This window comes from Cerasibacillus quisquiliarum (assembly GCF_014202495.1).
Lineage (GTDB): Bacteria > Bacillota > Bacilli > Bacillales > Amphibacillaceae > Cerasibacillus > Cerasibacillus quisquiliarum.
In genome coordinates this window covers 16128-37366 of sequence record NZ_JACHHA010000010.1, presented here as the reverse complement: position 1 = coordinate 37366, position 21239 = coordinate 16128, and the positions used below count along the sequence as shown (strand labels likewise).

The following is a 21239-nucleotide window of genomic DNA, read 5'->3' as shown; positions in this document are numbered from 1 at the left end:
TAATGACATAATATATTGAGGTTGTCTTTTAAATTCATTATTTTTGGGGAAGCATGTTATTAAGATTAAAAGATTTTAATAAAAGGAAGGTTTTATGAAACGAACACGCTATCAAAACTTAGACAATATCCAAGTTAATCATTCATGGCGTGACTTACTACTCTGGTTTAAGGAGCGGATGAAAAAACAGAAGGATCTGTCTTTTCAAGTTCCACTTGTAGAAAACCCTGAAATTACAAACCTACAAACGAACCGGACAGAGCCAACCATCACATGGATTGGACATTGTACGTTCTTAATTCAACTTAACGGATTGAATATCATCACAGACCCCGTGTGGGCGAAACAATTATTTACATATAAACGACTTACATCGCCTGGCATTCCACTTGCAGATATACCTTCGATAGATGTCGTCCTTATTTCACATAGCCACTATGACCATTTACATCAACAGACGATTTATCATTTACCTGGTAATCCCCTTTTTCTCGTACCCGCTGGATTAGGAAAGTGGTTTACAAAACGGCGGATAGAGCATGTCGCAGAATTCAATTGGTGGGGATCTTTTCGCCTAAAAGACTTAGTATTCACTTTCGTCCCCGCCCAGCACTGGACGAAGCGTACGTTATTTGATACAAATACATCACATTGGGGTGGATGGGTGATCACTGGAGAACGAATGCCAGCTATCTATTTTGCAGGTGATAGTGGCTATTTTAGAGGATTTACTGAAATAGGTGAGCGATTTGAACTTGATTACGCGTTAATGCCTATTGGTGCTTATGAGCCTGAGTGGTTTATGCATCGCCAACATGTTAGTCCTGAAGAAGCCGTACAAGCATTTCTAGATACGAGGGCCAAGTATATGATTCCGACTCATTATGGTGCATTTATGCTAGCAGATGACACGCCATTAGAGGCGCTTGAACGCCTTATGAATGAATGGGTACGTCGAAATATTAAGAAGGAAAAATTATTGCTATTAAAATTAGGCGAAACGTTATCATTACTTTAATAAAAAGAGCATGTTGTTACACGATATGTTTTTTAATCTGTTTCTTTTTTTGTTATCATGTAGGTACGAATTAGGATTCAATAACTTCAAGTGAACAACTTTTTCCAAATATGTATGTAGGAAGTGAAAAAATGTCAGAAGTGGGAATTAATAAGCGGAAAACTGAACATATACGTCTTTGTTTAACCGATCAAGTCGAAGGTGTTAATAAAACAACAGGATTAGAAGGCATTTCATTTATTCATAATGCATTACCAGAAATTAATTTTAATGATATTGACATCGCTGCGACCTTTTTAGGAAAACAAATAAAAGCACCATTTTTAGTTAGTTCGATGACTGGCGGATCAAAATTAGCTGCCCAGATTAACCAAAATCTTGCTCTAGCAGCAGAAGAACGTGGCTGGGCGATAGCCTTAGGTTCAACTAGAGCGTTATTAGAAAGTGAAGCCTATCAAGATTCATTTCTTATTCGAAAAAAAGCCCCAAATGCTGCCCTTATAGCTAATTTAGGAGCTGTGCAACTGAATTATGGCTACGGTATAGATGAAGCGAAACGCATTGTTGATATGACTGAAGCAGATTCGTTAGTTTTGCATTTAAATCCTTTACAAGAGGTTTTTCAAGATGAAGGTGATGTTAACTTTGAAAGTTTGTTACCTAAAATAGAATCGATATGTAAAGCATTACATGTTCCCGTCGGTGTTAAAGAAGTAGGCTTTGGTATTGAAGGAGAACTTGCAAAACAATTAGCTGATGTCGGTATTGCTTATATCGATGTTGCTGGAGCTGGAGGTACATCTTGGAGTCAAGTAGAAAAATTACGTTCCAAAGACCCGTTACGAAAAGCGGCCGCTGAAGCATTTAATCAATGGGGTATCCCGACAAAAGACTGTATCGTATCTGTTCGAAGTGTATTACCTAATATACCGATCATTGCAAGTGGTGGAATGAAAACTGGGCATGATGCAGCAAAAGCTATAACAATTGGAGCAGATATGGTTGGTTTTGCACGTACTTTACTACAAGCAGCAACAGAATCAGTTGAATCCGTATTACAAATAATGGAGCAAATCGAGTTAGAATTAAGAATTACGATGTTTGGTATCGGTGCTAAGACGTTAACAGATCTAAAACAAACGAATCGAGTTGAAATTATGGGTAAATCTCTCATGGAATAATAGATTGTCTCTCATAAATCAGTAGCTGATTTATGAGAGTTTTTTAAATGTGTATAAATGATTTATTGATGTATATATGATACTTAAAGTTTACGTAACAAAACAATTAAACCTATGCTTGTAGTGTAAAATTGTTGATTCAAGGTTCATTAAACAATATAAGCACAAACATATAAAAATGCTTTTTTCTATGCTAAAATACATGCAAGAAAAGAGGTGGTGACAAGATGAAGATAGAAGTTTGGTCAGATTTCGCTTGTCCATTTTGTTATATAGGAAAACGTCGACTAGAAAAGGCACTTAATGATTTTGAATTTAAAGATGAAATTTCGCTTGAATTTAAAAGCTATGAGTTAGATCCAGTAGCGAAACCAATTCGAAACAAGAAGTATTATGAATTGTTAGTGAGTAAGTATGGGATGACTATTGAACAGGCAAAACAATCCGTTCAGCAGATGGTCGAACAGGCAAAAGAAGCAGGTCTAGAATATCGTGTTGATTCCATTCAACATAGTAATACATTTGATGCGCATCGTCTCGTTAAATTTGCTGAGAAGAAGGGAAAGGCTAAGGAAATGGCTGAACGCCTATTTGCTGCTTATTTCTCAGAATCAAAGCAAATTAGTGACCACCAAATTTTAACAGAATTGGCAAGCGATATTGGTTTAGATGCTGAAGAAGTATTAGATATGCTTGAGTCAAGCAAATTTTCAAAATATGTTCGTGAAGAAGAAGCAGTAGCTCGCGAGATAGGAGTTCAGGGAGTGCCTTTTTTTGTTTTTGATGAAAAATATGCTGTTTCAGGAGCACAGCCAACACATGTATTTAAAGAAGTATTAGATGAAGTTTGGAAAAGACGGCGTGTTAAACCTTCATTTGAAACAATAACACCGAAACATTCTGAGACGAGCTATTGTACAGATGATGGTTGTGTTATTGAGAGAGAAGAAGACGTATAAAAGAGTCGGTTTTGGACCGACTCTTTTATTTCTTCACTTCATTCTCATTTATAATTTTGAAGAATAAATGACTTTTACCATAAAACTACTGAAAATGTTGTAAAAACAGTTGACGAAACAGTAGACTATGCTATAATCAATTTAGCCACTAATTGAGAATGACTCTCATTATCAATAAATTAGACATACTATAAACGATTATCAATTGGGAATTTTCAAAATAATTCCCACGAGGCGAGAAGGGATACTTTGAAATTACGTTATTTAATCATATCACTCATCATACTATCGATTACATCACTATTCGTTGGTGTATCCGAATTATCATTAAATGATATATTCTCATTAACAGAAGACCAAAGAGATATTTTATGGCATAGTCGTATCCCACGCTTAATTAGTATATTGATAGCTGGTATGAGTATGAGTATTGTTGGTTTAATTATGCAGCAATTAAGTCGTAACCGTTTTGTCTCACCGACAACGGCTGGAACGCTTGATTCTGCAAAGTTAGGGATACTCGTTGCTTTGCTTATGTTTACATCGGCAAGTCCATTAGCGAAAATGACGCTCGCTTTCTTATTTGCACTTGCAGGGACATTTATCTTTATGAAGCTTCTTGAGAAAATTAAATTTAAAGATACAGTTTTTATCCCACTAGTAGGTCTTATGTTTGGGAATATTATTAGTTCATTAGCGACCTTTCTCGCTTATAAAAACAACTTAATCCAAAACATTAGTTCTTGGATGTTAGGCGATTTCTCAATGATTATGAGTGGCAAATATGAGTTGATGTTTATTAGTATCCCAATATTAGCTTTAGCTTTCTTATTTGCTAATAAGTTTACGATTGCAGGTATGGGAGAAGATTTTGCTAAGAACTTAGGCTTAAATTATCGTCAGGTTGTAAATCTCGGTTTAATGATTGTGGCTCTTGTGACAGCATCTGTCGTTTTAACAGTCGGTGTTATCCCGTTTTTAGGACTGATCATCCCGAATATCGTCACGATTTATCAAGGTGATCATTTAAAGAAAAGTCTTGCACATACAGCGGTATTAGGAGCAGTATTTGTACTTGTTTGTGACATTATTGGTAGGGTTATCATCTATCCATATGAAATACCAATTAGCTTAACGGTAGGAGTCATAGGAAGTGCGATGTTCCTCTATCTGTTACTAAGGAGAAAGAAATATGGCTTATAAAAAGAAAACAGTCATCTTATTCCTTGTGGCTATCATATTAACATGTTTGTATATTTTTTATGACTTAACGGGGAATATCGATTATATATTACCGCGACGTATTGTGAAAGTGATTGCTGTCATTATTTCTGGTGGGGCAATTGCCTTTTCGACAACGATTTTTATGACGATAACGAACAATCGAATTTTGACGCCAAGTGTGATGGGATTAGATTCATTATATTTACTCGTTCAAACAATTATGATTTACATTTTTGGCTCTCATTCTTTAGTTATGATGAACAGTAATGTGAACTATCTCATATCTATTTTAGCCATGGTTCTATTTTCTCTTATACTTTTCCGGTTTTTATTTAAAGGGGAAAATAGCAATATTTATTTTCTATTATTAGTCGGACTTATATTAGGTACATTTTTTAATAGTGCAACGTCGTTTATGCAGGTGTTAATTGATCCGAATGAATTTATGGTTGCACAGGATAAAATGTTCGCTAGTATTAATAATGTTAATACTAACCTTGTTTACTTATCTGTTATACTTGTTTTCTTTGTTTTAGTTTACTTTTGGCGATTTGCGAAGTATTTGGATGTCTTAGCTCTAGGAAAAGATTTATCTATAAACTTAGGTGTCCCTTATAACTATGTTGTTAAGCATCTACTTGTCATCGTTAGTGTGCTTGTTTCTATAGCAACAGCATTAACAGGTCCAATGACATTTCTAGGTTTATTAGTTGTTAATTTGGCATATGAATTTTTAAAAACATATCGCCATAAATATATTATGATGGGATCAGCGCTTATTAGTATTATCGCATTAATTGGTGGACAGTTGATTGTTGAGAAAATGTTTGTCTTTCAAACGCCGATAAGTGTCATTATTAATTTCATCGGTGGTATTTACTTTATCTACTTATTATTAAAGGAGAATCGATCATGGTAAAGGTAGAACGTTTATCAAAGTCGTATCACGATAAAAAAGTCATCGATAATGTGTCTTTATCAATTGAAAAAGGCACGATTACATCTTTTATTGGTCCTAACGGGGCTGGTAAGAGTACATTAATGTCAATGATTACACGGTTAATCGCTCAAGATGAGGGAATAATTGAAATCGATGGTAAAGATATTGATAAGGTTAAAAATAATGACTTGGCAAAGAAAATTTCAATCTTAAAGCAATCAAATTCCATTCAATTAAAATTAACTGTGCGCGAACTCGTATCATTTGGACGCTTTCCATATTCTAAAGGTCGACTTAAACAAGATGATTGGGAAATGGTCGATCAAGCGATTAGATATATGGAATTAGAGAATATTCAAGATAAATATCTTGATGAATTAAGTGGCGGTCAGTGTCAAAGGGCGCATATTGCTATGGTTATTGCTCAAGATACAGAATATATTATGCTTGACGAGCCGCTTAATAATTTAGATATGCGTCACTCCGTGCAAATCATGAAGATTTTACGAAAGCTTGTCGATGAGTTAGGAAAGACAGTTGTGATCGTTATTCACGATATTAATTTTGCTTCATGTTATTCAGATCATATCGTCGCACTTAAAGATGGAAAAATTGTTAAACAAGGAAGGTCTTGTGACGTAATTGACCGCTGTGTGTTAAAAGAAATTTACGATATGGATATTGATATTAAAGAAGTTAACAATCAACGCATTTGTGTTTATTTTTGATCACTAATGTTGCACAAAATGCGGAAAAGCCATTATAAATAAAAAAACCTTCGTACGATTCATAAGATAAACCGTACAAAGGCAAGTCCATACATTTAGTTTACCTTAGAATGTCCATGAAGTAAACCATAAAGAAGGGGGAGCCTTTATTGATAAGGCAATCCGTATTGTAAATGGCAACATTAGTGACAGAAAATAAATCGTAAAAGGGAGTTCGTTGTCATGAGAAAATTTATAATGATATTAATGACTGCACTATTAGTATTGACATTGGGAGCTTGTGGTAACAGTGAAGGAGAAAAGCAAACAAATGATACAACCACTTCTCCATCTGAAGAGGCGACAGTGACAATTACGCATGAGTTAGGTGAAACAGAAGTTTCAAAAAATCCAGAAAAAGTCGTTGTCTTTGACTTTGGAATTCTAGATACATTGGACAAACTTGGCATTGAAGTAGCAGGAGTGGCACAAAGTGGTGTTATTCCATCATACTTAGATAAATATACAAGTGATGACTATGCTAATATTGGAAGTTTGAAGGAGCCAGATTTTGACAAGATTAGTGAAATCGATCCTGACGTGATTTTCATATCAGAACGTCAGTCTGAAGTTTATGACGAATTGAGCAAAATTGCCCCGACAATCTTTTTAGGTGTAGATACAACTCGATATATGGAATCTTTTAAAGAAAATATGGAAGTCATTGGTGAAATATTTGATAAAGAAGATGAGATGAATAATGAAATAGCTGCAATCGAAGAGAAAATTCAATCCGTAGAAGAAAAAGCAAAAGCAATGGATGAAAAAGCACTTGTTATCTTATCAAACGATGATAAAGTAAGTGCATATGGCCCGAATTCAAGATTTGGAATTATTCACGATGTGTTCGGTGTCCAACCAGTTGATGAAGATATTGAAGCTTCAACACATGGAATGAACATATCATTTGAATATATTGTCGAAAAAGATCCTGAGTTATTATATGTTGTAGATCGAAGTGCGGTTGTAGATGGTGAATCATCAGCTAAACAAGTTGTTGAAAATAAACTCGTTCAAAAAACAAAAGCATATAAAAACGATCGCATAGTCTATTTAGATCCAGAGATTTGGTATTTGTCTGGTGGTGGACTCGTTTCTGTTGAAAAAATGGTTTCCGAAATAGAATCAAGCATTAAGTAACTTCTACTCCCCCTTTCTTAAAATAGAGGATAGAAAAGCTCCCTTTAACGGGAGCTTTTTGCGTGTTTAAAAATGGTAAGTAATCACATGATTTATCTATAGGCATAAGTTGACTTGTGTTCAATTCCTATGTTTCAATAAAGATAATATAGAATGAAACGAGGCTTTTATGAATGAAGAATTTAAGAGTATTCTTAATCGGGCTTATGATTTGTGCATTATTAATCATCATGGCAGCATGTGGTGAGAAAAGTAATGATGGAGATAAAACGCAACAAAATACTGACCTAACGATTTCTGAAGAAGAAAAAGTTATTGATGATAAAATTGTCGCTGAAATTAATGGTCATAAAATAACTGGTCAATATTATAATTCTCTCTACATCCAGACAAAAATGAAACGTCATCAATTTGGACAAGATATTGATGACCAAGAGGCTATAAAAAATGACACGCTAGATGAACTGATTGCTCATGAGTTGTTACGCCAAGAAGCTGAAGCAAAAGGTATTCACGTCACTAAAGATGAAGTGGAAGAGGAATTTACGAAGTTAAAAAATGAAAATGGGGAACAACTAAATGATTATTTGGAAGAATTTCAGCTAACGGAAGAATCGTTTAAAGAACAGATTATGTATAGTTTAGTTTATATGAAGTATGTGGGAAAAGAGATTCCAGTTAAAGTTTCTGATGAAGAAGCAAAAGAGCTTTATGAAGAGTTAAAGAAAGATGATGAAAACTTACCAACTTTTGATGATATAGAAGGCGTATTAAAAGAACAAATATCCCAACGTAAACAACAGGAAAAACTACAGAAAAAAATAAAACAGTTAAAAGAAACGGCTGATATAGAAACGAAACTGTAAATAAAACAGCACTGTCGTATGTATACAGTGCTGTTTCATATGTATCTAGTGTAAAAATGTATGTCAAAACATATTAGCATATGCTACTATGTTTTGACATATGATTGTTAGTGGAAAGCTCCACTTTTTTTTCGTACAATAATAAACATGAGTTATTTTTTATGACTTGAAGTAAATACTTAAAGGACTGAGTAGCATGATAAATCATGATTTATATCATAAATTAATTTCAATTCTTCCGAAAAAAGATGTGTTAGTCGATGAATATTTAAAGGATCACACTTATACACGTTTGGGAGGAAAGGCGGACTTCTTCGTTACACCTGAAACGTATGAACAAGTTCAACAAGTCGTTAAACTCGCTAATAAAGAGCAAGTTCCATTTACTTTATTAGGAAATGGTTCGAATTTAATTGTTAAGGATGGTGGCATTCGTGGGATTGTCATGAACTTACACCAATTGAATCAGATTCATACGGATGGAACGACACTTGTTGCAGGGAGTGGCGCACGGATTATTGATGTATCGAGAAAAGCATTAGAAGCAGAACTGACAGGTTTAGAGTTTGCTTGTGGCATACCTGGCTCAGTTGGTGGAGCACTTTATATGAATGCAGGAGCATATGGTGGTGAAATAAAAGATGTTCTCGCTCACACACTCGTTGTCACTAAAGAAGGTGAACGATTACATTTAACAGCTGATGAACTGGACTTATCATATCGAACAAGTAATATTCCAGAAAAGGGATATATCGTATTAGAAGCTACTTTCCAATTACAGAAAGGTGACTATCATACGATTAGAGATGTTATGGATGACTTAACTTTTAAGCGTGAATCGAAGCAACCGTTAGAATATCCATCATGTGGTAGTGTGTTTAAGCGCCCGCCAGGTTATTTTGCTGGAAAGTTAATTCAAGATAGTGGCTTACAAGGTACAAGAGTTGGGGGTGCCGAAGTATCAACAAAACATGCGGGATTTATCGTTAATAAGAACAATGCAACTGCCCAAGAATACATTGATTTAATTCATCATGTCCAAAAAACAGTAAAGGAAAAATTTGGTGTGCAACTTGAACGAGAGGTTCGTATTATCGGAGAAGATTTAAAGTCTTAAAAGGAGTAGGAAAATGACATATTATATCGTTGGTATGATTGCAATCGTAGTGATTGTTTTAATAATATCATTGGTTTTAATATCTAAAGCTTATTCATATAAGCATGATGTCGACCCGTATCCTTCTTTGAATGATGATCAGAACGAAGATAATCAATAGATGTTCAAAAAGAACGGAAAAAACGAATCGCTTCATGTTTAGCATAGAACAGAAATGGTAAAAATGGATTAACTGACCTTAGCTCTGTAATCATAGAGGATCTAAGGTTATTTAGTTTTTTTGACATGTAGACAGACAAATATATTGGTACTTAGAAGCGTCTTGATAACATAAAAGGTCCACTCTTTACTAAAAAGAGTGGAATTTTATTTATCTTTTAAAAGCTGATATTTGCTCTAATTTATTAAAAAAAGATATATCAATTTATTAGATAAGCCGACATTTGTGTTTATTTGTATCTACGCGTATTTAACGGTTCGAGAATTGCTTCAATTTCTTCTCGCTGATTTTCGAAAAAAGGTGGTAGAGCGAGCGATTCTCCTAGATGCTCTAAATCTTCATCGGTTGTAAAACCAGGTCCATCAGTAGACAGTTCAAATAAAATCCCATTTGGCTCTCTAAAATAAAGTGCTTTAAAATAATATCGGTCGATAATTCCCGAATTGGCAATTCTGTTTTGAGTTAAGAAGTGACGCCAATCATTTAACTCATCTTCATCTTCCACACGAAAGGCAACGTGATGCACACCCCCTCGTCCAAGCCGTTCCTGTGGGAGATCAGTGCGTACTTCGAGATGAACTTCTGCCCCTGTTCCACCTTCCCCTGTTGAGAAAACGTAAATATCTTCGAGACCTTCTGTATGGGAAGGATATCTGTCAATGAGTTTAAATGTTAATATGTTTGTCAGAATATGTTCAGTAGGCTGCTTATCAGCTACAGTTAATCGGACAGGTCCGAGACCACAAATCCCATATTGTTCGGGTACTGGGCTATGCTTCCATGGTTTTCCACCAGGTATTCCATTATTGTTTTCATCAGAAACAAGTGCTAATCGCTGGCCTTCTGGATCCTGAAAATAAATGGCTTTTCGTTTGCCTTGGTTTGAAATATTTTGATGTGTGACATGATAATGATTAAATCTGTCTAACCAATATGTGAGAGCATCATCATTTGGCACGCGTAAAGAGGTTATTGAAATGCTCGAGGTCCCGGGTATCGTTTTTCCTGCATATGGCAGTTCAAAGAATGTCAAGTCGGTTCCAGGACTACCTATTTCATCAGCATAGAACAAATGATAGACAGAAGGGTCATCTTGGTTAATCGTTTTTTTTACGAGACGCAAGCCGAGTATATGTGTGTAAAAATAATAATTGTCTTTAGCATGAGCTGTAATGGCTGATACATGGTGAATACCTTTAATCATCATATGATCCACTTCCTTTACTTATTTTCTTTAGTGTAAGAAGAGTTAAGAGAAAAGTCTATGTAAATGCCTATTAAAAGAAAAGTTGAACAAACAAGTAGAGAAGCGTATCATTTACAATAAGGTAAACAAATTGTAGAGATCTTCACTCAACAAATTGTATTAGGAAAAAGTTTGCGAGAGAGTCTTTCATTCGTGGTATTTCACAAATTGTAGGTGTAAAGATGGCAGATATTTATCTTTGGATACTCATTATTCTATTATTTATCTTAAGTTTTATCGGATTGGTCTTTCCAATTCTTCCTTCATCATTATTGATTTGGCTCGGCTTTTTCGTCTATCATTTTAAAATCAATTCAACTGAATTAGGTTGGTTGTTTTGGACAATGATGATTGTGTTTACGGTAGTGTTATTTTTAGCTGATATCATTGCTAATCGTCACTTCGTCAAACGTTTTGGAGGTAGTAAGTTAGGTGAAAACATAGCGGCTATTTCTGTAATTATAGGATCATTTTTTCCGCCGTTTGGTATTCTTATCGTACCGTTTATCGCTGTTGTTATAGTTGAATTGTTTCAAGCTAGGTCTATTCATGAAGCAACTCGTGCTGCAACAGGCTCATTAATTGGCTTTTTGGGTGGAACAGTTGCTAAAATAATAATACAACTTATGATGATCATTTGGTTTTTCATCGCAATGATTTTTTGAATATAAGTTAAAGGGGATTTATTCATGTTTGATTTACCACGTGTCATGACGATAGCTGGAGCCGCTTCAGGAGGAAGTGCTGGCATTCAAGCTGATCTAAAAACATTTCAAGAGTTGGATGTCTACGGCATGAGTGTGATTACCGCCATTGTTGGCCGTCATCCAACAACAAACAAAAATGTTCATCAAATGCCGATTGAAGCGATTGAAGCTCAGTTTGCTACGGCGAAATGGCAAATCGGGATTGATGCTTTAAAAACGGGGATGTTGTTTTCAACTTCAATTATTAAACGCGTCGCTCATATGATTCGTAAGGCAGGGACGAAGCATGTTGTTGTTGACCCTGTAATGGTCGGTAAGCTCGATTCGAAATTGTTAGCTGATGATGCGATTGAAATGCTACGCGAACGGTTAATTCCGTTAGCGACCATTATCACTCCGAATATGCCTGAAGCATCTGTCTTACTTGATGATCGGCCAATTAAGGAAGTAGATGATTTAAAACAAGCGGCAGTCGATTTACATCAGTTAGGGGCAACATACGTCTTAGTAAAAGGTGGGCGTTTATCTGGACCAGCGGTTGATGTTTTATATGATGGTGAAACATTAACAACTTTTGAAGCCCCGCGAATCGATACGCAAAATACAAGTGGTGCAGGATGCTCATACTCTGCTGCCATTGCCGCTTATTTAGCTAAAGGTAAATCAGTAGAAGAAGCGGTTCACCATGCAAAAAGTTTCGTAACAACCGCCATTGCGCATGGCTTTTCATATAATGATTTAGTCGGTCCAACGTATCATGCCGCTTTCGGTAAATTTGGCAAGGCACATTCAATTAAAGTCCATTCGACTGTTTTAAAATAATTACTTAACGTTAGAAAACACACGCCTTTAAGGCAGTGTTTTCTTTTGATTTAATTGTATAAATATTTTTTAATTAATCGTATAGAATTATTTCAAAAAACTTGTTATATTATATGTAATACTAGATTGTAAAACGCTTCACAATCTTTTGGGAGGGTTTATGATGAAACGGGCTTTATTAAATATCGATTATTCTTATGACTTTGTAGCTGATGATGGAAAACTAACTTGCGGTGCACCTGGTCAAGTATTAGAGGATTATATTGCTAAAGTGACAGAAGAATTTATTGAAGCGGGTGATTTTGTCGCTATTGCGATGGATGCTCATGAAGCAGATGATCCATATCATCCGGAAAATCAATTATTCCCACCACACAATATAGTCGGAACGCCAGGGAAAGAGCTGTACGGAAAGCTTGCCGATGTTTATGAAAAATATAAAGATAAACCAAATGTGTATTACACGGATAAAACAAGGTATAGTGCGTTTCAAGGAACAGATATTGAAATCAAATTAAGAGAACGAGGCATTGAAGAAGTCCATCTTGTTGGTGTATGTACAGATATTTGCATTCTTCATACGGCAATTGATGCATATAATAAAGGATTTAAAGTCGTCGTTCACCAAAAAGGAGTGGCAAGCTTTAACGCTGTAGGTCATGATTTTGCTTTAAAACATGTAAAAAATGTACTCGGTGGCGAAGTTGTTTCATAAGAAATAAGAAAAAGCAGTCTGAATCTATTAATCAGGCTGCTTTTTCGTTACTGTATTCGCACTTTCATAATATAGTAAATCACTAACTGTTTTGACATCACTCAGACTTAATAAGATCAATAAAATGCTTTAAAATCCGTGCTGTTAGTCCCCATATAACACGATTATCGTACTGGTAGAACAGTTCGTCTATCTTTGGTGTTCTCCACTGATAATCTTTTCCCCCTGTAATGAGGTGATACGGGAAGTTTTTTTCAGGAATAACTTGTAAGTTTACTTTATATTTCTTTGGTTCTGTATTTAAAAAGTAGTCTAATGGAACAGTAAAAACTTCCGCTACTTCAGTTCGGTTCGGTTTTAGTTTATGATTTTCGGTAATTCTCCCAACAAATGGATAAATAATTCGCCCCATATCTGGAATAAAATAGTCAAGTGGTGCGACATCTTTTATGTCAGAGGCGTTAACACCCAGTTCTTCAGATGTTTCACGAATGGCACAATGTAATGGGCTTGGATCTTCTCTATCTTTTCGTCCCCCTGGAAAGCAAATGTCTCCCGGTTGACTACGTAAAATCATCGAGCGAACTTCAAATAAGATATGAATACCATCCTTTTTTTCAATGAGTGGAATTAAGACAGCTGACTTTTTTAATTGTTCTTCCCCAATCATGGATCGTTTTCGTTTCTTTAATTGTTCGATAATATTAACAGCGTTCAACTTGTCACCCCCGTCTCATACTATTATATAAGTAAAATAATAATAAATACCAACAGATCACTCATTACATGATAAAATCATCGTATACGATGGAGAAGTGGAGGTTAATGTCATGTCATTTATTTTTCGAATGGATCAATTTAATACATTTACAATTAAAAAAGCGACGCTTGAAGATGTTCAATTTGTTTTTCAAATGCTTCACGATATTGCCCAGACTTTAAAACAAAAAGGCATCCAACAATGGGAATATCTCCTTGATTATCAAGCTATTTTAGAAGTAGAAGCAGCTGTGGTAGAAGGAACGACATATATTGTTGTTGACAAGGAGCAACTTGTAGCGACATTTAATTTAACACATGACCAAAGCGAATGGGATCAAGCCCTTTGGGGAGAGCGAAAGGATGATGCGCTTTATTTGCACCGTCTAGCAGTCCATCCAATGTATCGTCACCAACAAATCGGTTTAGAGCTCTTATTCTGGATAGAAAAAAACCTATCAGTAACGAATGGTTTGATTCGCCTTGATTGTGTGGGCGAAAATCATGTTTTAAATGAATTTTATCGTCAAGCTGGATATATGTTTCAAAAGACAGTCGACATTGAAGGGACACCTTTTTCATTATATGAAAAAACATTTTAATGATAGATGTTTCTTGTTAATTTACTTGCCATTGTATTTTGTAAAATGTATAGTATAATCAAAGTATGCATGGCTTCGGTGATGAACGCAATTGATATGTGATGCCATCAAAAAGCAATATATGAAACGATGAAAAGGATCAGTACAGTTTATACACTTTCTTAGAGAGGAAAGGGTCGGTGCAACTTTCCAAAGTGGTAAATTGGAACCTGCCTTTGAGTTCGCCATCAGAAAGACAAATGCTTGAAGATTGGCGCGGCTAATAACCGTTACCTAATGAAGTGTGCAATACATGTCTGGCTTTATATTGCAAAAAAGGGTGGTACCACCAAGCCTCGGTCCCTTCAGGATGGAGGTTTTTTTGTGTTTAAAAAATGAAAGAAAGGTGTGCTTGAAATGAGTAAAAAGAACAAAGATTTTGTTGAAAAGGTTACAGCGATGGAAGAAGACTTTAGTCAATGGTATACAGATGTTGTTAAGCAAGCTGAACTCGTAGACTATGGGCCAGTCCGTGGGACAATGATTATTAGACCATATGGATATGCCATTTGGGAAAATATTCAGGGAGAATTTGACCGTCAATTTAAAGAGACAGGTCATACAAACGTATATTTCCCATTATTTATTCCAGAGAGTATGTTGCAAAAAGAAAAAGATCATATTGAAGGGTTCGCCCCTGAAGTTGCCTGGGTCACGCATGGTGGTGACGAAGAGTTAGAGGAACGCATCGTCGTTCGCCCGACATCAGAAGTGTTATTCGGTGAATATTACTCGAAAAACATTCATTCCTATCGTGATCTACCGAAATTATATAACCAATGGGCGAATGTCGTTCGCTGGGAAAAAACGACACGACCTTTCTTACGCACGTCAGAGTTTCTCTGGCAAGAAGGTCATACATGTCATGCAACGAAAGAAGAAGCTGAACATGAAACAAGACAAATGCTCGATGTCTATGCCGACGTGTGTGAAAACTTCTTGGCAATTCCAGTGTTAAAAGGTAAGAAAACGGAGAAAGAGAAATTCGCTGGTGCAGAATATACACTCACCATTGAGAGCATGATGCATGATGGTCGTGCTTTACAATCTGGAACATCACATTATCTTGGAACAGGGTTTGCTGAAGCATTTGACATTCAATATTTAGATAAAGAAGGTAAACAACAATATGTTCACCAAACATCTTGGGGTGTGTCAACACGTATTATGGGTGCGCTTATCATGGTGCATGGTGATAATCGAGGACTTGTCGTACCACCACGTGTAGCACCAACACAAGCAATGATCGTTCCAATCGCGCAACATAAAGAAGGTGTTCTTGATAAAGCATATGAGCTTCGTGACCGATTAAAAGACATCGTCCGTGTCGATATCGATGCAAGTGACAAAATGCCTGGCTGGAAATTCAATGAATATGAGATGAAAGGAATCCCAGTTCGGATTGAAATGGGGCCAAGAGATATCGAGAACAATCTAGTTGTCCTTGTTCGTCGTGATACAGGCGAAAAAGAGTTTGTAGCGATGGATGATTTAGCAGAACGTCTTCCAGCATTATTAGAAGAAATCCAGCAACATCTTTATGAGAGTGCCCTTAAACATCGTGAAAACATGACATCTGTTGCTAAAACAATGGATGAATTTAAACAAATTCTCGATGAAAAAGGTGGCTTTATTAAAGCGATGTGGTGTGGTAACATCGAATGTGAAGAAAAAATTAAAGAAGATACAACAGCGACATCACGTTGTATACCTTTCGATCAAGAGCATATTTCCGATACGTGTGTATGCTGCGGTGAAAAAGCAAAAGAAATGGTTTACTGGTCAAAAGCATATTAACTTTTACATTGAATCAAATATAAGGGGATTATAGGCGGAGAAAACGATACTGTTTTCTCCGCCTAATTTTTCGTTATTTTAATAAACGATTTACTTGATTTTCATAAATTTTTAAGCCGACTTAGAAGTTCTTTCGTTAAGAATTATAAAAAGCACTTGCATTTTAATGCATATTGTAGTATAAATATACATAATCAATAATATTTATACAGACGGGTGAACATGTATGAAAAGTCGATTGCGATCTGAAATAGAACTGATCAAACAAGAGTTGTGGTCCATAAGTGATGATTTATATAACAATCCTGAATTAGGGGATCAAGAATACAAATCGATGAAGAAATTAACAAATTTACTTTACGATCATGGGTTTCAAATAAAAAGAGGAATTGCCGGTCGTCCAACTGCATTTAAGGCCCAATTTGCTTCCGAAAAGAAAGGACCAACGATTGCATTTCTTGCTGAGTATGATGCTTTACCAGGGGTTGGCCATGGCTGTGGTCATAATTTAATTGGGACGATGAGCGTTGGAGCAGGTATTATTTTAAGTAAGTTGCTAGATGAAATCGGAGGTCGAATAATCGTTCTTGGGACACCAGCTGAAGAGACGAATGGTGCAAAAGTACCAATGAGTGAGCAAGGTATTTTTAATGACATAGATGTAGCGATGATTTTACATCCTGGGGATCAATCATATAAAAGTGGTGAATCATTGGCGATGGATGCTCTGCAATTTAAATACACGGGCAAAAGCGCCCATGCAGCAGCTTCACCAGAAGAAGGTATTAATGCGTTAGATAGTGTGATTCAATTGTTTAATGGCATCAATGCTTTGCGTGAACATCTACCAGCTCATGTGAAAATTCACGGCATCATCTCAGAAGGTGGGCAAGCTGCAAATGTTGTCCCAGATTTAGCAATCGCACAGTTTTATACGCGTGCCAAAACCCGTGAAGCACTTAATCAAGTGAATGAAAAGGTAGTCAATATCGCTAAAGGGGCAGCATTAATGACTGGTGCAACGTTAGAGGTTTCTAACTATGAATTGAGCTATGACAATATGATTACAAATGAGACATTGTCTAATATTTTTACAAAAAACCTTCAAGCGATTAGTCCATATCCGGTTTATGAAGCGAAACCTGCAAGCGGGTCAATCGATATGGGGAATGTCAGTCATGTTGTCCCAGCCATTCACCCATATATCGGTCTAAATAAAAAAGGTTTAATTGCACATACGAAAGCATTCGCTGACCAAACAATTACAAAAGATGGTCATCAAGCACTCATTGACGGTGCTCTATCTTTAGCAAGTACAGGTTTTGATTTATTGACAGATTCAGTGTTATTTCAAGCCGTTCAGGAAGAATTTAAACAAATCAAAGGAGAGTAGGAACATGAAGAAAAACATAGTCATTAGTCTCATCGTTATGTTGCTTGTTAGTTTATTAGCTGCATGTAGTGGTGAAGAGGAAACGTCATCTGCAAAGAATGGAAAAGATGATAAGAAAATTTTAAAGATGGTGACGGCTGCTGAATTTCCACCATTTGAAACACGGAATGAAGCGGGAGAAATAATTGGATTTGACATTGATTTAGCAGAAATGATTAGTGAAAAGTTAGGATTTGAATTGCAAATAGAAGATATGAATTTTGACGGTATTATAGGCGCACTTCAAGCAGGGCGAGCAGATATCGCAATTGCTGGTATGAGTGCAACAGAGGAACGTAAGAAAAATGTTGATTTTTCGGAGGAATATCATCATTCAAGTCAAATGTTTATTAGTAAACCTGAAAATGAAGTGAAGCAAATGGAAGATTTAAAAGGCAAAGTTGTTGGCGTTCAGTTAGGGTCGATTCAGGAAGAAGGTGCAGAAAAATTAGCTGATGAATACGGTTTCGAAGTGAAGAAGCTCGATAATGTTAATATTGTAATTCAGGAAATCATGTCGAATCGAGTAGATGTTGGTTATATGGACCATGAAGTAGCGACAGGATATATGGAATCACAAGATCTTGTTGGTTTTGAAGACCCTACAGAAAGTGCACCAGGTATGGGTATTGCATTTCCAAAAGATAGTGAACTTGTCGAAGATGTAAATAAGATACTTAACGAATTAGAAGAAAATGGAGAAATGGAAAAGTTAAGAGAAAAATGGTTATCCGATTATGAAGCAAAATAAAAGATGAAGTAGTCAACAAGAGAAGGAGAGGTGTGAGGCATGAATTTGGATTTTAGCCAAATCGTGCCTTATATTCCTTTTATGTTAAAAGGGATATGGGTGACGTTAAAGTTTGTCATTTTTTCAATATCGATTGGTTTATTATTAGGAACGATACTTGCATTATGTAAAATTACAAAATTATCATTTTTGAAATGGTTGGCTGATGCGTATACATCTATTTTTCGCGGAACACCACTTATTCTACAATTAATGATTATTTATTATGCTGTACCTCAATTAATTGGATATGATATATCTGCATTTTTATCTGCTGTTTTAGCATTCGGATTAAATTCATCAGCTTATGTTTCAGAAATTATTCGTGCTGGTATTTTAGCGGTTGATCGCGGTCAAGTTGAAGCAGCACAAGCCTTAGGTGTGCCATATCAAAAAATGATGGTCCATATTATTTTGCCACAAGCTCTAAAAAATATTTTACCTGCTTTAATGAATGAGTTTATTACATTAACGAAAGAATCTGCTATTGTATCAGTCATTGGCTATTTAGATTTAATGCGTCGTGCCGAAATAGTTGGAGCTAAGATTTACCGAAACTTTGAACCTCTCCTATTTGCTGGTATTATTTATTGGGTGATGGTCTTTATATTAACGCAAATCGGTAAACGGATAGAACGGAGGATGCGCCAAAGTGATTAAAGTCGAACAATTAGTGAAAAAGTTTGGGGAAAATACCGTATTAAAACAAATTTCAACAACGATCAAACAAGGTGAAGTTGTCGCTATTATCGGTCCTTCTGGATCTGGAAAATCAACATTCCTTCGCTGTTTAAATTTATTAGAACAGCCAACATCAGGCGATATTTGGTTGAAAGGTAAAAAAATTACCGATCCTAAGACAAATAAATTAGCGATGCGGGAACATATTGGTATGGTATTTCAACACTTCAATTTATTCCCACATATGACCGTACTTGATAATGTAACATATGCTCCGCAGAAAGTTAAAAATATTTCTAAAGCTGATGCAGAAGAAACGGCATATAAGTTACTTGATAAAGTTGGTTTAACAGATAAAGCAAACACATATCCAAATAAACTGTCAGGCGGGCAAAAACAGCGGGTTGCTATTGCGCGAGCTCTAGCGATGAACCCTGAAGTTATGTTATTTGATGAGCCGACATCTGCACTTGATCCAGAAATGGTCAAAGAAGTATTAGATGTTATGAAAGATTTAGCAGATTCGGGAATGACAATGGTCGTTGTCACACATGAAATGAATTTCGCTAAAGAAGTGGCGGATCAAATTTTATTTTTAGATGATGGAAAACTCATTGAAAAAGGTGATCCAGAAACCTTTTTCACTAATCCACAAACCGACCGCGCAAAAGATTTTTTAGATAAAGTGTTATCATAAAAAAGCACTGTCCAATGGGTGTTCTTTAATACTTTTGGACGGTGCTTTTTTGTTGTCAATCATTCGCCTAAACCTATTTCAACATACGCTTATTTTTCATCAAACAAAGATTCTTATTGTGTCTTTTATTGTGAACTAATATCTCGTGTCATTTCTTGTAATCTCGACGTTGAGCTATAACAGACTTTCGTCCATGTCTTCTCAATCTTAAATAAATGGTAACGGTGCTTTTGTATCATTTTTACATGTTTGTAATGTCTCAATAAATTTTTCTAATGAAGCAGTTTGATATGCATCTTTTCGACAGATGAAAAGGGTATCGATTTTGCTATACTTTTCTGGCAAATGATGACATTGAATAAGTCCTCTTGCTTCATGGTGTTGAACAGCTGAATAAGGGATAAAAGTAACACCTAATCCGGAATATACACTACCCAAGATAGTCTCTAAAGTTCCAAGCTCCATTATTTTTGTTGGTACAACTTGTTCATCACGAAGCCACTCTCTAAGCTTGGATCGATAGCCACATCCTGAACGAAAGACAAGTAGTGGTTTTTGCTTTATTTCTTCAATTGTCGTTGGTGTGTTATCTGTCACGAGAACAAGTTCTTCTTCAAAAGCTTTATATTGAACAAGGTCTGGGTGGGCACTTTTGTGATTACCTGTAACAAAAGCACCATCAAGCTTATAGTGAAGTACTTGATCAATCAACTCTTTCGTTACACCAGAAGTTAAAGATAAATCAACGTGTTCATATTGCTTATTATATTTTGAAAGAATAAATGGTAGTTTAATCACCGTTTCAACTGTACCAATTTCAAGCTTTCCTACTGGTTGGTCTGAATCGTGCATCACTTTTTTCATTTCATTGACTATAGAAATAATCTTCTCAGCATAGGTAATTAACTTTCTTCCTTCAGGAGTTAACACCATCCCTCGATTATGTCGATGAAAAAGTGGTGTGTGAAGTTCTTCTTCCAACTTTTGTATGCGCGTCGTTACGTTTGATTGCACATAATTTAATGCTTCAGCCGCTTTACTAACATTACCTTTTTCAGCTACTTTTTGAAATATATATAAATCTTTTAAATCCATTAGACAGCCTCTCCTAACATCATTTAATAAGATGGAAAATATTCTTATATATCATTATATAAGATATCTATGAAGCAAGCTATGGATGAATTCCCGAATAACATATACCTTCCTTTATGTTTTATATTTTTTCATAACAAATGCTGCTATAAGTGCGATTATTAAATGGAAAGTGGTGTCTTACATTATTTTAAAAGTTTCAAGCTCAATACTTATCTCCGTCTCTTATGAATGTGTATGCTTTGACAGTGATCCAATTTTAACTGCTAGTTTATTATTTGAAATGCATGTCATCATAAACTTGATTTTTTTAGAAAAAGTTGGATTGTTTCGGATTATTTTTTAACATAATTGTTTCAAAATATGAGTTGATCATATAAACATAACATGTCTAAAAAAACGGTAATTCTAATAAAGAGAATGAT

General features: G+C 35.6%; 22 protein-coding genes and 1 other annotated feature. Of the genes, 19 read left to right on the top strand and 3 right to left on the bottom strand.

All coding sequences use genetic code 11. From position 1 onward, the window contains the following. Positions 1-94: 94 nt before the first annotated feature. The 10 genes from HNQ35_RS10560 to ytzI all read left to right on the top strand — a co-directional run bounded on the left by HNQ35_RS10560 (position 95) and on the right by ytzI (position 9372). Positions 95-1018 (top strand): MBL fold metallo-hydrolase, encoded by a 924-nt coding sequence (locus HNQ35_RS10560; RefSeq protein WP_146938128.1) that lies wholly within the window; start codon positions 95-97, stop codon positions 1016-1018. 131 nt (positions 1019-1149) lie between these two features. Next, positions 1150-2199, top strand: a complete 1050-nt coding sequence (gene fni / locus HNQ35_RS10555) for a type 2 isopentenyl-diphosphate Delta-isomerase (protein WP_146938129.1) — start codon at positions 1150-1152, stop codon at positions 2197-2199. Positions 2200-2426: 227 nt separating this feature from the next. Further along, on the top strand, positions 2427-3158 hold the full coding sequence (locus tag HNQ35_RS10550; protein WP_146938130.1) for a DsbA family oxidoreductase: 732 nt from the start codon (positions 2427-2429) through the stop codon (positions 3156-3158). Positions 3159-3407: 249 nt separating this feature from the next. After that, positions 3408-4361 (top strand): ABC transporter permease, encoded by a 954-nt coding sequence (locus HNQ35_RS10545; RefSeq protein ID WP_146938131.1) that lies wholly within the window; start codon positions 3408-3410, stop codon positions 4359-4361. After that, positions 4351-5301, top strand: coding sequence for an iron chelate uptake ABC transporter family permease subunit (locus HNQ35_RS10540; RefSeq protein WP_146938132.1), 951 nt, complete (start codon positions 4351-4353; stop codon positions 5299-5301). The genes HNQ35_RS10545 and HNQ35_RS10540 overlap by 11 nt, the downstream gene beginning before the upstream one ends. Further along, positions 5295-6050 carry an iron ABC transporter ATP-binding protein gene (locus HNQ35_RS10535; RefSeq protein ID WP_146938133.1) on the top strand — a complete coding sequence of 252 codons (756 nt, stop codon included), beginning with the start codon at positions 5295-5297 and terminating at the stop codon, positions 6048-6050. The genes HNQ35_RS10540 and HNQ35_RS10535 overlap by 7 nt, the downstream gene beginning before the upstream one ends. Before the next feature lie 222 nt (positions 6051-6272). Then, positions 6273-7229 carry a siderophore ABC transporter substrate-binding protein gene (locus tag HNQ35_RS10530; protein WP_146938134.1) on the top strand — a complete coding sequence of 319 codons (957 nt, stop codon included), beginning with the start codon at positions 6273-6275 and terminating at the stop codon, positions 7227-7229. 173 nt (positions 7230-7402) lie between these two features. Next, positions 7403-8095: a SurA N-terminal domain-containing protein gene (locus tag HNQ35_RS10525; protein WP_146938135.1), complete on the top strand. Its 693-nt coding sequence runs from the start codon at positions 7403-7405 to the stop codon at positions 8093-8095. A 196-nt stretch (positions 8096-8291) separates the two neighbouring features. Further along, positions 8292-9212, top strand: a complete 921-nt coding sequence (gene murB, locus HNQ35_RS10520; protein ID WP_146938136.1) for a UDP-N-acetylmuramate dehydrogenase — start codon at positions 8292-8294, stop codon at positions 9210-9212. Positions 9213-9225: 13 nt separating this feature from the next. Next, a complete protein-coding gene (gene ytzI / locus HNQ35_RS10515; protein WP_146938137.1) occupies positions 9226-9372 on the top strand; it encodes a YtzI protein in 147 nt (48 codons plus the stop codon). 289 nt (positions 9373-9661) lie between these two features. Here ytzI and HNQ35_RS10510 read toward each other — a convergent pair whose 3' ends face one another. Continuing rightward, the gene (locus HNQ35_RS10510) at positions 9662-10639 is read right to left on the bottom strand and encodes a ring-cleaving dioxygenase (RefSeq protein WP_146938138.1); all 978 of its coding nucleotides are present in this window, start codon (positions 10637-10639) and stop codon (positions 9662-9664) included. Between the two features lie 221 nt (positions 10640-10860). On the opposite strand from HNQ35_RS10510, the gene HNQ35_RS10505 reads away from it, so the two are divergent. The 3 genes from HNQ35_RS10505 (at position 10861) to HNQ35_RS10495 (ending at position 12922) form a co-directional block, all read left to right on the top strand. Next, positions 10861-11343 carry a DUF456 domain-containing protein gene (locus HNQ35_RS10505; protein WP_146938139.1) on the top strand — a complete coding sequence of 161 codons (483 nt, stop codon included), beginning with the start codon at positions 10861-10863 and terminating at the stop codon, positions 11341-11343. A 24-nt stretch (positions 11344-11367) separates the two neighbouring features. Beyond that, a complete protein-coding gene (gene thiD, locus HNQ35_RS10500) occupies positions 11368-12207 on the top strand; it encodes a bifunctional hydroxymethylpyrimidine kinase/phosphomethylpyrimidine kinase (RefSeq protein ID WP_146938140.1) in 840 nt (279 codons plus the stop codon). A 163-nt stretch (positions 12208-12370) separates the two neighbouring features. Continuing rightward, positions 12371-12922 (top strand): cysteine hydrolase family protein, encoded by a 552-nt coding sequence (locus HNQ35_RS10495; RefSeq protein ID WP_146938141.1) that lies wholly within the window; start codon positions 12371-12373, stop codon positions 12920-12922. Between the two features lie 97 nt (positions 12923-13019). Here the strand turns inward: HNQ35_RS10495 and HNQ35_RS10490 are convergent, their stop codons facing one another. Then, positions 13020-13640, bottom strand: coding sequence for an NUDIX hydrolase (locus HNQ35_RS10490; protein ID WP_146938142.1), 621 nt, complete (start codon positions 13638-13640; stop codon positions 13020-13022). Positions 13641-13752: 112 nt separating this feature from the next. Here HNQ35_RS10490 and HNQ35_RS10485 point away from each other — a divergent pair, with 112 nt between their 5' ends. The 6 genes from HNQ35_RS10485 (at position 13753) to HNQ35_RS10460 (ending at position 19719) form a co-directional block, all read left to right on the top strand. Continuing rightward, on the top strand, positions 13753-14283 hold the full coding sequence (locus HNQ35_RS10485; RefSeq protein WP_146938143.1) for a GNAT family N-acetyltransferase: 531 nt from the start codon (positions 13753-13755) through the stop codon (positions 14281-14283). Positions 14284-14403: 120 nt separating this feature from the next. Beyond that, positions 14404-14630 (top strand) — a binding site (T-box leader). Between the two features lie 49 nt (positions 14631-14679). Beyond that, a complete protein-coding gene (gene proS, locus HNQ35_RS10480; protein WP_146938144.1) occupies positions 14680-16119 on the top strand; it encodes a proline--tRNA ligase in 1440 nt (479 codons plus the stop codon). A 226-nt stretch (positions 16120-16345) separates the two neighbouring features. Beyond that, the gene (locus HNQ35_RS10475) at positions 16346-17512 is read left to right on the top strand and encodes a M20 family metallopeptidase (RefSeq protein WP_146938145.1); all 1167 of its coding nucleotides are present in this window, start codon (positions 16346-16348) and stop codon (positions 17510-17512) included. Between the two features lie 4 nt (positions 17513-17516). After that, the gene (locus tag HNQ35_RS10470) at positions 17517-18302 is read left to right on the top strand and encodes a transporter substrate-binding domain-containing protein (RefSeq protein ID WP_146938146.1); all 786 of its coding nucleotides are present in this window, start codon (positions 17517-17519) and stop codon (positions 18300-18302) included. 39 nt (positions 18303-18341) lie between these two features. Next, positions 18342-19001: an amino acid ABC transporter permease gene (locus HNQ35_RS10465; RefSeq protein ID WP_146938147.1), complete on the top strand. Its 660-nt coding sequence runs from the start codon at positions 18342-18344 to the stop codon at positions 18999-19001. Then, the gene (locus HNQ35_RS10460) at positions 18994-19719 is read left to right on the top strand and encodes an amino acid ABC transporter ATP-binding protein (RefSeq protein ID WP_146938148.1); all 726 of its coding nucleotides are present in this window, start codon (positions 18994-18996) and stop codon (positions 19717-19719) included. The genes HNQ35_RS10465 and HNQ35_RS10460 overlap by 8 nt, the downstream gene beginning before the upstream one ends. Positions 19720-19926: 207 nt before the next feature. On the opposite strand, the gene HNQ35_RS10455 is transcribed toward HNQ35_RS10460, so the two are convergent. Beyond that, positions 19927-20814, bottom strand: coding sequence for a LysR family transcriptional regulator (locus HNQ35_RS10455; RefSeq protein ID WP_146938149.1), 888 nt, complete (start codon positions 20812-20814; stop codon positions 19927-19929). Positions 20815-21239: the final 425 nt, after the last annotated feature.